At 56.2% G+C, this 14,024-nt stretch carries 11 protein-coding genes and 1 riboswitch; of the genes, 3 read left to right on the top strand and 8 right to left on the bottom strand.

The genetic code is table 11. The features are described 5' to 3' along the window. Positions 1-102: 102 nt before the first annotated feature. From polB to araB, 4 genes are all read right to left on the bottom strand, one after another. On the bottom strand, positions 103-2,454 hold the full coding sequence (polB, locus tag JM656_RS18030; RefSeq protein ID WP_203358951.1) for a DNA polymerase II: 2,352 nt from the start codon (positions 2,452-2,454) through the stop codon (positions 103-105). Positions 2,455-2,566: 112 nt separating this feature from the next. Next, positions 2,567-3,262 carry an L-ribulose-5-phosphate 4-epimerase gene (gene araD, locus JM656_RS18025; protein ID WP_192611056.1) on the bottom strand — a complete coding sequence of 232 codons (696 nt, stop codon included), beginning with the start codon at positions 3,260-3,262 and terminating at the stop codon, positions 2,567-2,569. Between the two features lie 95 nt (positions 3,263-3,357). Further along, the gene (gene araA / locus JM656_RS18020; RefSeq protein WP_203358950.1) at positions 3,358-4,860 is read right to left on the bottom strand and encodes an L-arabinose isomerase; all 1,503 of its coding nucleotides are present in this window, start codon (positions 4,858-4,860) and stop codon (positions 3,358-3,360) included. A 10-nt stretch (positions 4,861-4,870) separates the two neighbouring features. Next, positions 4,871-6,580, bottom strand: coding sequence for a ribulokinase (gene araB / locus JM656_RS18015; RefSeq protein ID WP_203358949.1), 1,710 nt, complete (start codon positions 6,578-6,580; stop codon positions 4,871-4,873). 338 nt (positions 6,581-6,918) lie between these two features. Between araB and araC the strand changes: the two genes are divergently transcribed. Together araC and JM656_RS18005 are read left to right on the top strand one after the other, a co-directional pair. Beyond that, positions 6,919-7,764 (top strand): arabinose operon transcriptional regulator AraC, encoded by an 846-nt coding sequence (gene araC / locus JM656_RS18010; RefSeq protein ID WP_203358948.1) that lies wholly within the window; start codon positions 6,919-6,921, stop codon positions 7,762-7,764. 119 nt (positions 7,765-7,883) lie between these two features. After that, the gene (locus JM656_RS18005) at positions 7,884-8,651 is read left to right on the top strand and encodes a DedA family protein (protein WP_203358947.1); all 768 of its coding nucleotides are present in this window, start codon (positions 7,884-7,886) and stop codon (positions 8,649-8,651) included. A gap of 66 nt (positions 8,652-8,717) precedes the next feature. Here JM656_RS18005 and thiQ read toward each other — a convergent pair whose 3' ends face one another. The 4 genes from thiQ to sgrR all read right to left on the bottom strand — a co-directional run bounded on the left by thiQ (position 8,718) and on the right by sgrR (position 13,792). Next, on the bottom strand, positions 8,718-9,416 hold the full coding sequence (gene thiQ, locus JM656_RS18000; protein ID WP_203358946.1) for a thiamine ABC transporter ATP-binding protein ThiQ: 699 nt from the start codon (positions 9,414-9,416) through the stop codon (positions 8,718-8,720). After that, positions 9,400-11,010: a thiamine/thiamine pyrophosphate ABC transporter permease ThiP gene (gene thiP / locus JM656_RS17995; RefSeq protein WP_203358945.1), complete on the bottom strand. Its 1,611-nt coding sequence runs from the start codon at positions 11,008-11,010 to the stop codon at positions 9,400-9,402. Before thiP ends, thiQ begins: the two co-directional genes overlap by 17 nt. Beyond that, positions 10,986-11,969, bottom strand: a complete 984-nt coding sequence (gene thiB, locus JM656_RS17990; protein WP_203358944.1) for a thiamine ABC transporter substrate binding subunit — start codon at positions 11,967-11,969, stop codon at positions 10,986-10,988. Before thiB ends, thiP begins: the two co-directional genes overlap by 25 nt. A 31-nt stretch (positions 11,970-12,000) precedes the next feature. Further along, a riboswitch (TPP riboswitch) is annotated at positions 12,001-12,101 on the bottom strand. A gap of 35 nt (positions 12,102-12,136) precedes the next feature. Next, a complete protein-coding gene (sgrR, locus tag JM656_RS17985; RefSeq protein ID WP_203358943.1) occupies positions 12,137-13,792 on the bottom strand; it encodes an HTH-type transcriptional regulator SgrR in 1,656 nt (551 codons plus the stop codon). Between the two features lie 93 nt (positions 13,793-13,885). On the opposite strand from sgrR, the gene sgrT reads away from it, so the two are divergent. After that, complete coding sequence (gene sgrT, locus JM656_RS17980; RefSeq protein ID WP_203358942.1) at positions 13,886-14,008, top strand: glucose uptake inhibitor SgrT; 123 nt, start codon at positions 13,886-13,888, stop codon at positions 14,006-14,008. Positions 14,009-14,024: the final 16 nt, after the last annotated feature.

Raw genomic sequence — 14,024 nt, 5'->3', positions numbered from 1 at the left:
GGCAATAATCACCCACTGCCAGGCTAAAGTGGCAGCAGTGTTATATGGGTCCAGGAGTGGAAAGGGCGCTATGGTACTGGATGGCGGCGCATTCGTCACGCGTCAAAATAACCCCAGTTGCCCAGTCAGTAGTGTAGCAAAATTATCATCAATAAAGGGAAGAATTCCTTCTGCCACGGGCTGTAGCTGGCGCGTCAGGTAGTGCTCGTAATCCAGCGGCGAGTGTTGATAATCCACAGGTTCGGGGCCGTTTGTGGTCCACACATATTTTATGGTACCGCGATTCTGATACTGCGCAGGTCGCCCGCGCGCCAGGTTCTGCTCATCGGCGAGCCGGGCTGCGCGAACGTGTGGAGGGACATTTCGTTGATATTCACTTAATGGACGACGCAGACGTTTACGATAGACCAACCTTTCGTCCAGCTCTCCCGCCATCAGTTTATCTATGGTTTCCCGCACATAATCCTGATACGGCTCGTTACGAAAAATACGCAGATACAGCTCCTGCTGGAACTGCTGCGCCAGCGGCGTCCAGTCGGTGCGTACCGTTTCCAGACCTTTGAACACCATCCGCTGCGCGTCGCCTTCCTGAATCATCCCGGCATAACGCTTTTTGCTGCCGGTATCCGCCCCGCGAATAGTGGGCATCAGAAAGCGGCAGAAGTGGGTTTCAAACTCCAGTTCCAGCGCGCTGGTTAACTGCTGTTGTTGTAACGACTGCGCCCACCACGCATTGACATGCTGTACCAGCGAACGGCCTATTTTCGCCGCCTCCTCTTCCGAGTGCGCGCCCTTTAGCCAGACGAATGTGGAGTCGGTATCGCCATAGATCACGTCATAGCCTTGTTCTTCAATGAGCGCTTTGGTCTGGCGCATGATCGCGTGGCCGCGCATGGTGATCGAGGAAGCGAGCCGGGGATCGAAAAAGCGGCAGGCGGTGGTGCCGAGCACGCCGTAAAACGCATTCATGATGATCTTCAGCGCCTGCGAAAGTGGTTTATTGCCGTGACGCTTTGCCTCGTCGCGCCCGAGCCAAATCTGGGTAACGATCTCCGGCAGACAGTGTTTTTCCCGCGAGAACCAGGCGTCGAGGAATCCTTCGGTACTGTGTGTGGGATCGGGCTGCGCCATGCCTTCCACCAGACCAACCGGATCAATAAGAAAAGTGCGGATGATTGAGGGGTACAGGCTTTTGTAATCCAGTACCAGCACCGAGTCATACAGGCCGGGGCGAGAGTCCATCACATAACCGCCGGGGCTGGCTAAGGGCGGCACTTCCCCCAGATTTGGCGCCACATAACCGGCGCGGTGCATACGCGGAAAATAGAGGTGCCCGAAGGCGGCGACCGAGCCACCGTGACGATCGGCGGGCAGACCGTTGACCGTTGCGCGTTCCAGTAAAAACGGCATGATGTCCGTTTTGTGAAAAATCTGCGTGACCAGCTCGCAATCTTTCAGGTTATAGGTGGCCAGTGCGGGTTTATCTTCGGCGAAACGGCGGTCAATTTCGTCCATGCGATCCCAGGGATTATCGATGGATTTCCCTTCACCGAGCAGCTCCTGCGAAACGGTCTCCAGAGAAAATGAGGAGAAATTCCAGAACGCGGATTTCAGCGCTTCAATGCCGTCGATAATGAGCCGTCCCTTTGCCTGAGCGAAGAACACCCCGTTTTTAAAGCCGTGCTCGCGCCATTCCAGCGCTGTCCTCTCGCGCCCCAGACACAGAGGAATGCGATAGCGTTCAGCATGTTTTTGCAGGACGCGTAAATCGAACTGCACCACATTCCAGCCAATGAGCACGTCAGGATCGTGTTGGGCAAACCAGGTGTTGAGTTTCTCCAGCAACAGAGGGCGGCTCGCCACATATTCGAGCTCAAAATCCAGCGCCCGGGCATCACCATTCTCCGGGCCGATCATATAAACAGTACGTTGGCCGCAGCCTTCCAGACCAATGCAGTAAAGCTCGCCGTGGCGATTGGTTTCGATATCCAGCGATACCCACTTCAGCGGTGGTCGATAGTGCGGATTGGGTTTCAGGCGCGCATTTACGATGGCGCCATGATGGTGGTCGCCATCGACCCACACCGGAGAGGTGATAAACCGCTCCATCAGATAGCGTTCCGGCGGGCGTACATCGGCTTCATAGACCGTAATGCCGTTTTCTTTCAGCCGTTTTTCCAGACGCATAAGCTGTCGATGGGAGCGGCAATACAAACCGGAAACTGGCTGGCGGTGAAAATCACGCAAATTGAGCGGCGCGATACGATAGCCATTTTCAGTGCTTAACAGTGAAGTGGCGCGGGGAATGTGATCGACGGGGATAAAAGCCACGGACTCCTGCGGCGCGAGCGTGACCTGCAATGGACCATTGTCCGTCGCCAGCCAGAATGAGACTTCCGTTCCCTGCGGGGTATCCCGCCAGTGCCGGGTTAAAATAAAACCTGCCTGCGCCACGCTGTGTACCCATCAAAAAAACCAGGCGTTATTATAGCCTGGTTTAGGTGATTTTGCTGTGGTTTTATACAGGTGTCATTCCAGTGAAACGTGGCGACCCCTGGCTACACGTTTATTGCCCGTAGTAGGCTTTTGCGCCATGCTTGCGCAGGTAATGCTTATCCAGCAGCGTCTGTTGCATATCCGGCAATTGCGGTGCGAGCTGACGACAGAAAATGCCCATATAGGCCACTTCTTCCAGCACAATGGCGTTATGAACGGCGTCTTCTGCCGTTTTTCCCCACGCAAACGGGCCGTGGGAGTGCACCAGCACGCCGGGCATTTGTGCTGCATCAATCCCCTGTTTTTCAAAGGTTTCGACGATCACATTGCCGGTTTCCCATTCGTATTCGCCGTTGATTTCCGCATCGGTCATTTTACGGGTGCAGGGAATGGCGCCATAGAAATAATCGGCGTGGGTCGTTCCTGTGGCCGGGATCGATTGACCCGCCTGCGCCCAGATGGTGGCGTGGCGTGAGTGGGTGTGAACGATTCCGCCGATTGTCGGAAACGCCTGATACAGCAGTCGGTGGGTCGGCGTATCGGAAGAGGGTTTCTTCGTACCTTCAACGACGTCTCCGGTGGCGATGCTCACGACCACCATATCATCAGCAGTCATCACACTGTAATCGACGCCAGAGGGTTTAATCACGAATACGCCGTGTTCCCGGTCGACCGCGCTGACGTTCCCCCAGGTGAGGGTCACCAGATTGTGTTTTGGTAACGCCAGATTGGCTTCTAACACCTGGCGTTTGAGATCTTCTAACATGTTGGCTCCTGTGTGCTGGATGGCGCTGCGCTTATCCGGCCTACAAGAGCGTAGGCCCGGTAAACGCAGCGCCACCGGGCATTCCGATACGACGCTTAGCGTTTAAAGCCGTAATAGACCTCGTTCCAGCGCAGCGCATCCTTAAAGGCAGGCAAGCGGGTGTCGTTATCGATGACGCTGATTTCGATGTCGTGCATTTCAGCGAACTGGCGCATGTCGTTCAGATCCAGCGCATGACTGAAGACGGTATGGTGCGCGCCACCGGCGAGGATCCAGGCCTCGGACGCGGTTGGCAGGTCGGGTTGCGCTTTCCACAGGGCGTTGGCCACCGGCAGTTTCGGGAGGTCGTGCGGCGTTTTTACCGTGTCGATGCAGTTGACCAACAGACGGTAGCGATCACCCAGATCAATCAGGCTGGCGACGACTGCCGGACCCGTTTGGGTATTGAAGATCAGACGGGCAGGGTCATCTTTACCGCCAATGCCGAGGTGCTGCACATCGAGGATCGGTTTTTCCTCCACGGCAATCGAAGGGCACACTTCCAGCATATGCGAGCCGAGCACCAGATCGTTGCCTTTCTCGAAGTGGTAAGTGTAATCCTCCATAAAGGAGGTGCCGCCCTGCAGACCGGTTGACATCACCTTCATGATGCGAAGCAGGGCGGCGGTTTTCCAGTCGCCTTCACCGGCAAAGCCGTAGCCTTGCTGCATCAGGCGTTGTACGGCGAGGCCAGGAAGCTGTTTCAGGCCGTGTAAATCTTCAAACGTAGTGGTGAAGGCATGGAATCCGCCTTGCTCGAGGAAGCGCTTCATACCCAGCTCAATGCGCGCCGCTTCACGCACATTCTGACGTTTATCACCGTGGATCTGCGTGGCCGGGGTCAGGCTGTAGCTGCTTTCGTACTCGTCGATGAGCGCGTTAATGTCGCCGTCGCTGATGGCGTTCACCACCTGCACCAGATCGCCCACCGCCCAAGTATTAACGGAGAAGCCAAACTTGATCTGCGCGGCCACTTTATCGCCGTCCGTCACCGCCACTTCACGCATGTTATCGCCAAAACGGCACACTTTCAGATGACGGGTGTCCTGTTTGGAGACGGCATGGCGCATCCACGAACCAATACGCTCGTGTGCCTGTTTGTCCTGCCAGTGACCGGTGACAACCGCGTGCTGCTGACGCATACGTGCGCCGATAAAACCGAACTCGCGGCCGCCGTGTGCGGTCTGGTTCAGGTTCATAAAGTCCATATCGATGCTGTCCCACGGCAGAGCGGCATTGAACTGGGTGTGGAATTGCAGCAGCGGTTTGTTGAGGATCGTCAGACCGTTGATCCACATTTTGGCCGGAGAGAAGGTATGCAACCACACCACCATACCGGCACATTTTTCGTCATAATTGGCGTCGCGGCAGATAGCGGTGATCTCATCCGGGCGCGTGCCCAGCGGTTTGAGGACCAGTTTGCACGGCAGTTTGGCTTCGGTATTCAGTGCTTTTACGACGTGCTCGGCATGCTGAGTCACCTGACGCAGGGTTTCAGGACCATACAGATGCTGGCTACCAATCACAAACCACACTTCGTAATTATCAAAAATCGTCATTGTCGTGTCCTTAATGAGTCAGGGTTGCCTGGGCTTCCGGGGCTTTTGGCGCCGGGGCGGCAGTCGGGAGATAGTGTTGTTCAGCGCTTATCGCCCACTGTTGGTAGCGACGATAAAGCTGTTCAAAACGTTGGGCCTGTTGCGGGCGAGGTTGCAGCGTGTGCTCGACTGCGCTCGCCATTTTGTCCTGCGCGGCAGGAATGTCGGCGTGTACCTTTGCGGCGACGGCGGCAAAAATCGCTGCGCCGAGCGCGCAACATTGATCGGAGGCAACAATTTGTAGTGGGCGATTGAGCACGTCGCAGCACGCCTGCATAACGCTGACGTTTTTACGGGCGATACCGCCGAGCGCCATCACGTTATTGACCGCAATGCCTTGTTCGGTAAAGCATTCCATGATGGCGCGTGCGCCAAAGGCCGTGGAGGCGATCAGGCCGCCAAACAGCGCTGGCGCATCGGTAGCGAGGTTGAGATCGGTGATCACCCCTTTCAGGCGCTGGTTAGCGTTTGGCGTGCGACGACCGTTAAACCAGTCGAGCACCACAGGCAGGTGATCCAGCGACGGATTTTTTGCCCACGCTTCGGTCAGTGCGGGTAAGAGCTGCTTCTGGCTGGCATTGATCTGATCTTTCAGTTCAGGATGCTGGGCGGCAAACTGTTCCAGCGGCCAACTGAGAATGCGACCAAACCAGGCGTAGATATCGCCAAAGGCGGATTGACCGGCTTCCAGGCCGATAAAACCGGGCACCACGCTGCCGTCGACCTGCCCACAAATCCCTTTCACCGCACGCTCGCCGACGCTGTCTTTGTCGGCAATCAGGATGTCGCAGGTGGACGTCCCGATCACTTTCACCAGCGCATTTGGCTGCGCGCCAGCGCCGACGGCGCCCATATGGCAGTCAAACGCGCCGCCGGAAATCACCACGCCTTCCGGCAAACCGAGGCGCTGCGCCCACTCTGCACAAAGCGTTCCGACGGGAATGTCGGCAGTAAACGTTTCGGTAAACATCGGGTAAGACAAGTGGCGGTTAAGCAGCGGATCAAGTTCGTCGAAGAAACTGGCGGGGGGGAGTCCTCCCCAGCTTTCATGCCACAGTGATTTGTGTCCGGCGCTGCAGCGACCACGGCGAATATCCTGCGGGCGGGTGGTGCCGGAGAGCAGGGCGGGCACCCAGTCGCACAGCTCAATCCATGAAACGGCGGCTTGCGCGACGGCACTATCCTCGCGGGTAACATGCAGAATTTTGGCCCAGAACCATTCGCTGGAGTAAATGCCGCCAATGTAACGGGAGTAATCAACCTTGCCCGGCGTATGACACAGACGGGTAATCTCTTCCGCTTCTTCTACCGAGGTGTGGTCTTTCCACAGGACAAACATCGCGTTTGGGTTGTCGGCGAACTCCGGGCGCAGGGCGAGAACATGGCCGTCGGCATCAATGGGGGCCGGTGTGGAGCCGGTGCTGTCAACGCCAATCCCGACCACCTCTGCGCGCTGTGATGCGCTGAGTTCAGCCAGGACGGTTTTCAGTGCGGATTCCATCGACTCAATATAGTCGCGCGGATGATGGCGGAACTGGTTATTCGGACCGTCGCAATAACGCCCTTCCTGCCAGCGTGGATACCATTCTACGCTGGTGGCGATCTCTTCGCCGGTGGCGCATTCCACCGCCAAAGCTCGTACAGAATCACTGCCAAAATCGAGGCCAATTGCAATCGCCATCGTCTTACTCCATCCAAAAAAACAGGTATGGAGAAACAGTAGATAGTGGGGATAAAAACCGTCAGGCAGGATCCGCTAATCTTATGGATTAAAATGCTGTGCCATCGCAAAGTGTGACGCTGTGCAAATAATCAATGTGGACATTTCTGCCGTAGTTATAGACACTTTTGTTACCCGTTTTCGTCACCTCTGTTGTGTGGATTTGTTACAGGATGCTTTTCACATGCGGGTTGGTGCTCCACCACTGAAATCGTGGCGGCCGGAAGCGGTGAAATTGAGGGTGCCACACACAATATGGACAATTTGTTTCTTCACAGAACGCCCGGAGTAATGAATTTATGGCTGAAATACAAAATGATCCTCTGCTGCCGGGGTACTCGTTTAACGCACATCTGGTGGCGGGGTTAACCCCTATTGAAGCCAACGGATACCTGGATTTTTTTATCGACAGGCCGTTGGGGATGAAGGGTTACATTCTTAATCTGACCGTTCGCGGCGAAGGGGTTATCAATAACCACGGGAAACAGTTTATCTGCCGCCCGGGGGATATTTTACTGTTTCCGCCAGGCGAAGTTCACCATTATGGACGCCACCCCGACGCCAGCGAGTGGTATCACCAGTGGGTCTACTTTCGCCCGCGAGCCTACTGGCAAGAATGGCTGGCCTGGCCGACAATTTTTGCTCAGACGGGATTTTATCGCCCGGATGAGGCCCATCAGCCCCATTTCAATGACATGTTCGGTCAGATTATTAACGCCGGACAGGGGGAAGGGCGTTACTCTGAACTCCTGGCGATAAACCTGCTGGAGCAACTGCTGTTGCGCCGCATGGAAGCGATCAACGAATCGCTACACCCGCCGATGGATAACCGTGTGCGTGACGCCTGCCAGTACATCAGCGATCACCTGGCGGACAGCCATTTCGATATTGCCAGCGTGGCGCAGCATGTTTGCCTGTCGCCTTCCCGTTTGTCGCACCTGTTCCGTCAGCAACTTGGCATCAGTGTGCTGAGCTGGCGTGAAGATCAGCGTATCAGTCAGGCGAAACTGTTGCTCAGTACAACACGAATGCCGATTGCCACCGTTGGGCGTAATGTGGGGTTTGACGATCAGCTCTATTTCTCCCGCGTCTTCAAGAAATGTACCGGGGCCAGCCCAAGCGAATTCCGTGCCGGATGTGAATAAAAAGTGAATGATGTGTCTGCAAAAGTGTCATAACCCGTAAACTATTCAGATAAATGATGGCTTGACGAAGTGTGATAGGGTTTGCAGAATCCCAGCTTCGTAAAACTGACGGGCATACTATGCAAGCATTGCTGGAACACTTTATTCTCCAATCCACCCTCTATTCGTTAATTGCGGTCATGCTGGTGGCCTTTCTGGAGTCGCTGGCGTTGGTCGGCCTGCTCTTACCTGGCACAGTACTGATGGCAGGGCTGGGGGCGCTCATTGGCAGCGGAGAAGTGAATTTCTGGCATGCCTGGCTGGCGGGCATTGTGGGATGTTTACTGGGCGACTGGATCTCTTTCTGGCTGGGGTGGCGCTTTAAAAAACCGTTGCACCGCTGGTCATTCATGAAAAAGAACAAAGCGCTGCTGGATAAAACCGAGCATGCGCTGCATCAGCACAGCATGTTCACCATTCTGGTGGGGCGTTTTGTGGGACCCACCCGCCCGCTGGTGCCGATGGTAGCGGGAATGCTGGATCTGCCGATCGCGAAGTTCGTCATACCCAATATCATTGGCTGCGTACTGTGGCCGCCTTTCTATTTTTTGCCGGGGATCCTGGCCGGTGCGGCGATCGACATTCCCGAGGGCATGCAGAGTGGCGGTTTTAAATGGCTGTTACTGGCCACGGCGCTGCTGCTGTGGGTCGCAGGCTGGCTGTGCTGGCGGTTATGGCGTTTTGGTAAGGCTGCCCCCGATCGTCTGACCTCCTTTTTGCCGCGTGGCCGCTTGTTGTGGCTGACCCCGGCGCTCCTCGCTATCGGTGTGATGGCGCTGGTGGCGTTGCTACGTCACCCACTAATGCCGGTCTATCTTGATATTCTGCGAAAAGTCGTGGGCTACTGAGGTCGGTTTATGCCGGATGGCGGTTTCACCTTATCCGGCCTACACGCCGCCATCCGGCAATGCTATTTATGCTTTAATTCCCAACAGCGCCGACGCGCTGGCCTTGCCGCTCAGTAATTCATCGGTATTACCCTGCCACGCGATGCGCCCGTCGGCCACCACGACGGAACGTGTCGCAATACGCGCCGCGTCCTCTATGCTGTGAGACACCATCAGCAAGGTCAATTGCCGTTCGCGGCACACGTCGCTGACCAACGTCAGCATCTCCTGGCGCAGGGCGGGGTCGAGTGCGGAAAACGGTTCGTCGAGCAGCAGCACCGGCTGTTCGCGGACCAGGCAGCGCGCCAGCGCCGCACGTTGGCGCTGACCGCCGGAAAGCTCGCCCGGTAAACGCGCCATCAGGTTATCGATGCCCATCTGGCGGGCAATATGCTGAATTTTCTCCCGCTGGAGCGCATTGAGCTTCAGTCCCGGATCAAGCCCAAGACCGATGTTTTGTTGCACCGTCAGATGGCTGAACAGGTTATTTTCCTGAAACAGCATCGAGACCGGGCGACGGGCCGGGGGCGTGGTGGTGTGATCCTCGCCTTCAATCAGCAGAGTACCGCTGGCGGGCGCGAGGAATCCGGCAACGAGGTTCAGCAAGGTGCTTTTCCCGGCGCCGCTTGGCCCCAGCACCGCCACCTGTTCGCCGCGTTCCACAGAAAGCGTAAAACGCATCGGCAAATGGTGATAAAGCCAGGTGATATCAGTCAGAGTTAGCATGTCGCCCCGGTAGTTTTTCAATCACGGTAAAGAGCATAAAGCAGAGTATCAGCAGCAATAATGCCGTTACCGCCCCGTCCTGACTGCGGTAAGAGCCAATCTGCTGGTACAGATAAAATGGCAGCGTGCGGAAATCATCGTTGCCGAACAGGGCGACGACGCCAAAATCGCCAATCGAAAGTACGCAGGCAAACGCCAGTGCCTGCGCCAGCGGTCGTTTCAGCGCGCGCAGTTCCACCACGTTCAGGCGTGACCATCCCTCGATACCCAGCGACTGACACAGCATACTGTAACGTGCCGTCACGTCTCGCATTGGGTTCTCCAGCACTTTCAGTGCGTAAGGTATCGCCATTAACGCATTGGTGAAAATCACAATCCCGTCTGCGGATTCCGGCAAACCGATGCTGTTGTTCAACAGCAGAAAAAAGCCTGTCGCCAGGACGATGCCGGGCATGGCAAGAATCAACATGCCGCTCAATTCCAGCGTTTGACCTGCCAGCACTTGTTGCCGTGCCCGCAGTTCTCGGCTACTCCACAACAGCATCATGGTCAGAACCACACACAGCAAACCGGCGGCCAGTGCGATCCGCAGCGAGGTCCAAAGAGCCTGCCAGAGCACAGGTTGTGCGAGGACATCCAGCAAATGGCGGTTAAAACCGTCAACAATGACCGCCAATAGCGGAGGCAGTAGCAGCAACAGCGCCAGAATAATCAGCGCTGCGTCGGTCAGGCGGCTATGCAGGCGATCGTCCGGATCGCGCCAGCCTTGCACCAGCGTCGTCCCCGGCGCAATGGTCTTGCTTAAACGCTGGCTAAGCAGCACCAGCGCCAGGCAGCATGTCATCTGGATCAACGCCAGTATGGCCGCCCGCGCAGGATCGAAGTCGTAACTGAGAGCCTGGTAAATCGCCAGCTCGATGGTGGTGGCCTGGGGGCCGCCGCCGAGTGAAAGCACGGTCGCAAAACTGGCGAAGCAGAGCATAAAAATGAGCGCCGCCACCGGAGGGATTTGCCGACGTAACCACGGCCACTCCACAAAGCGGAAGAAATTCCAGCCGCGCATGCCTAACTGCGCCGCGAGCTGTCGCTGTTCGCCGGGGATGTTTTCCAGCGCCTGTAGCAGCAAGCGGCTGGCCATCGGCAGATTAAAAAAGACGTGCGCCAGCAAAATGCCCTGCAACCCGTAAGGCGAGAAATGCCACTCCAGCCCCAGCGCTTGCCAGAGTGTGGCGAGCCAGCCCTGGCGACCGTAGACGCTGAGAATACCGAAAACGGCGACCAGCACCGGCAGAATCAGGGTCATGGCGCACAAGCGTAATAACGCCAGACGACCGGGGAAGCGGCGTCGGTAAAGCGCCCTGGCAAGGAAAATCGCCGGGACCACCGACAGCAGAGCCGAGAGAAACGCCTGCCAGAACGAAAAACGCACCACGTGCCACAGGTAGCAGTCCTGCCAAAGCGAGAGCCATTCTCCCTGCGGCGCGTTAAGCCAGAGCGCCAGAAATGCGGCCAGAGCAACCGCCACTATCAGCGTGGCGGCGGAAAGTCCGGGTATCAGCCAGCCGGGAATTAACGGCTGACGGCGCGTTGCCATTCGCTGATCCATGCCTGACGTTGAGAGGCCACTTCAGCAGGAGTGAACTCCAGCGTAGTGGCCGGTTTGGTCAACTGATCAAACCCGGCGGGCAGCGTGACGTGGGTGACAGGGTACATCCAGTTGCCGGTGGGGATGGCGTTCTGGAATGCCGGAGAAACCATAAATTTGAGGAATTTCTCTGCCAGTTCCGGCTGCTTGCTGGCGGCGGTACGCGCGGCGACTTCTACCTGCAAATAGTGGCCTTCGCTGAAGTTTGCCGCAGCGTAATGGTCTTTTTTCTCTTCGATAATGTGATACGCCGGAGAGGTGGTGTAGCTCAGCACCAGATCGCTTTCCCCTTTCAGGAACAGGCCATAGGCTTCGCTCCAGCCTTTGGTGACGGTGACCGTTTTGGCCGCCAGTTTCTGCCAGGCTTCGGGGGCCTTATCGCCATAGACTTTCTGCATCCACAACATCAGTCCAAGACCCGGCGTGCTGGTACGCGGATCCTGATAAATCACGCGCCATTTCTGGTCGCTTTCGACGAGCTCCTTCAGGCTTTTGGGCGGGTTTTTCAGCTTGTTTTTGTCATAAACAAACGCGAAGTAACCGTAGTCGAAGGGGACAAAGGTCTCGTTCTGCCAACCGCCAGGTACGTTGACGGCATCAGGCGCAATGCCGCTTTTCGCAAACAGTTTGGTTCGCGTGGCTGCCTCGAGCAGGTTGTTGTCCAGCCCAAGCACCACATCCGCTTTGCTGTTCTTCCCTTCCATACGCAGGCGATTAAGCAACGAGACGCCATCTTCCAGCGCCACCATTTTCAGTTCGCACTGGCAGTCGGCTTCGAAAGCTTTCTTGATGGTGGGACCGGGTCCCCAGTCGGCAGCGAAAGAGTCGTAGGTGTACACGGTCAGGATCGGTTTAGCGAAGACCGGTGCAGCACACAGCACCAGTAAGGGAAGACATTTTTTTAACACTTTGCACCTCAGTAAAAGAGTGGCAAAGGACTTGAGCATTAGCCTCAAATCCCTTCGCCGGCGTTATCCGGATCAGGTTCGACGGGTATTTTCTCAGCCCGCGCACATGGCGCAGCACCCCGTTGAGAACGGCACATTGTAATGATTACGTGAAGAGATCAAAAGGGTTAAGGATCCGGTGGGGCAAACCACGCCGATTTAAAGTCGAACCAGCCGAGCGTATTCATCCGCAAGCCGCGCATACTGCGTTGTCCCTGAATGATCAGCCAGTGGTGAATAAGCGGCACAATCGCTTTGCTGGCGAGCAACTGTTGGCACCACGCGGCCAGATTCATCTCGCCTGCGTGCCACTGCGCGGCATCTTCTTTCCAGTCTCGTGGGATACAGTTTTGTAGCAGAGGCACTTCGCATAAGTGAGCGAACAGTGAGAAATCGAGCGGCAACGTAAAGTTGGCGCTGTTGAGCCAGATGTCGCTCTCGATCTCGCCTGCGTGCCACTGATCGTAGTCGATCTCCTGAATATTCAGGTGAACCTGGTGTTCTGCCAGCAGGGCGCTCATGATCTGGGCGATAACCCGATGTTCAATGTGTTCGCGATAGTACGTCAGCGTCAGGGTTTCCAGCCCTGCAGGTTTTTCACCGCGTCCCGGCCGGGCATGGTGCCAGCGGGGCAGTAATCCATAGGCGGGGAACCACAGGCGCTGGTACTGCTCATCGGCGTGGTAAAGCAAATGGGTGGGAGAAAGCACGTGGCTTACCCACTCTCTGACGTGCTGATTGGCACCGCGATGGGTTCGCGCATCAAAGAGTAAATAGTAACAGCCTTCCTCAAGACGACTCTCAATGGCCTTTTCACTTTCTACAGTGCCTTCGAGCATCAGGCCGCACGCCGGTTCTTCGCTAATGTCCGGTAATACCCAAACATTCACTTCATCAATGAGTGCCCGATAGCCAAAGTAATCGTCAAAGGCGTGGATCTTCAGCTGATTACGCGTATTGCGCATCACGGCATAAGGGCCAGTACCTATTGGATGGCTGGAGAAATTGTTCAGGGTTTCCCATTCTCGCGGCAGGATCATCGCCGGAACCTGGCCTAACAACCACGGAAGCCAGCGATCGGGTTGCGAGAGATGGATATCCAGCGTCCAGGTTGTCGGAGAGACAATCTGCGTAATGTGCGAGTAGAGCGGCAGGGCGTTGACGCGCGTGAGAGACGCCACCACATCTTCCATTTCCAGCTCTCGCCCGTGGTGAAAATGAATCCCCGGTCGCAGAAAGAATCGCCATTGCAAAGGGGAAATTTGCTGCCAGTGATGGGCAATATCAGCTTCCAGTTCCCCATTTTCCTCATTTACGCGGGTTAGTGCGCTGAAGATTTGCCGGGCGATGTGGGTTTCAGAACGGCGTAATGCGCTGCCCGGCAGCAGGTTGTGCATCGGTCGATAGTAAAGCACACGCAGGATATGTCGGCCCTGACGGAAGCTGCGCCCCAGATGTGAAACCAGCATTTGCCGTACGGCCGTTTTGTCACCGACTAATTGCACCAACTGGTCTATGCGGTCCTGCTCCAGCAGGTCCTCCGCCCGCTGTTGCTGTAGCGCAAGTCCGGTGTAGAGGAAGGTCAGGCGTGAGCGTTTACCGCGACCGACTTCGGCTTCCCAGGTCAGCCAGCCGCGATCCTGCATGGTGTTCAGCAGCGTACGCATATGGCGGCGGGAGCAACTTAACAGTTCCGCCAGCTCATTCAGCGTGGTGTCTTGCGTTTTTCCGTCACAGCATTGCCACAGACGGATGAACTGTTGTTGCAGACGACCTGAAGACATAAAAGAGGAACTCCTGCGAAAAACTCAGCAATTTTATAATCCCCATATTAGGCCAATAATGGATTCCGATGAAGCAATATGGAGAGGTCGACTATGCGTCCGTTTTTTCTGCACTACTTTACCGCGACAGAAGGGTTGTCCTGGTTGGCTTGCCTGAGCGCGCCGCAGCGCTTAAAGGTGCTCGAAGAACTGATGCAATGGGAGGTGACAGCCTGACCTCTGAGGTCCAAAT

The sequence above is a fragment of the Citrobacter sp. R56 genome (assembly GCF_016811995.1).
Taxonomy (GTDB): domain Bacteria; phylum Pseudomonadota; class Gammaproteobacteria; order Enterobacterales; family Enterobacteriaceae; genus Citrobacter_D; species Citrobacter_D enshiensis.
Note: the sequence above shows the minus strand (reverse complement) of the source record. Positions and strands in the feature narration are given on the sequence as shown.

What these genes read in the sequence shown, in the direction of transcription:
- araD (WP_192611056.1), bottom strand. Translation starts at nt 3,262, where the DNA reads ATGTTAGAAGATCTCAAACGCCAGGTGTTAGAAGCCAATCTGGCGTTA.
- araA (WP_203358950.1), bottom strand. Translation starts at nt 4,860, where the DNA reads ATGACGATTTTTGATAATTACGAAGTGTGGTTTGTGATTGGTAGCCAG.
- araB (WP_203358949.1), bottom strand. Translation starts at nt 6,580, where the DNA reads ATGGCGATTGCAATTGGCCTCGATTTTGGCAGTGATTCTGTACGAGCT.
- araC (WP_203358948.1), top strand. Translation starts at nt 6,919, where the DNA reads ATGGCTGAAATACAAAATGATCCTCTGCTGCCGGGGTACTCGTTTAAC.
- JM656_RS18005 (WP_203358947.1), top strand. Translation starts at nt 7,884, where the DNA reads ATGCAAGCATTGCTGGAACACTTTATTCTCCAATCCACCCTCTATTCG.
- thiQ (WP_203358946.1), bottom strand. Translation starts at nt 9,416, where the DNA reads ATGCTAACTCTGACTGATATCACCTGGCTTTATCACCATTTGCCGATG.
- thiP (WP_203358945.1), bottom strand. Translation starts at nt 11,010, where the DNA reads ATGGCAACGCGCCGTCAGCCGTTAATTCCCGGCTGGCTGATACCCGGA.
- sgrR (WP_203358943.1), bottom strand. Translation starts at nt 13,792, where the DNA reads ATGTCTTCAGGTCGTCTGCAACAACAGTTCATCCGTCTGTGGCAATGC.
- sgrT (WP_203358942.1), top strand. Translation starts at nt 13,886, where the DNA reads ATGCGTCCGTTTTTTCTGCACTACTTTACCGCGACAGAAGGGTTGTCC.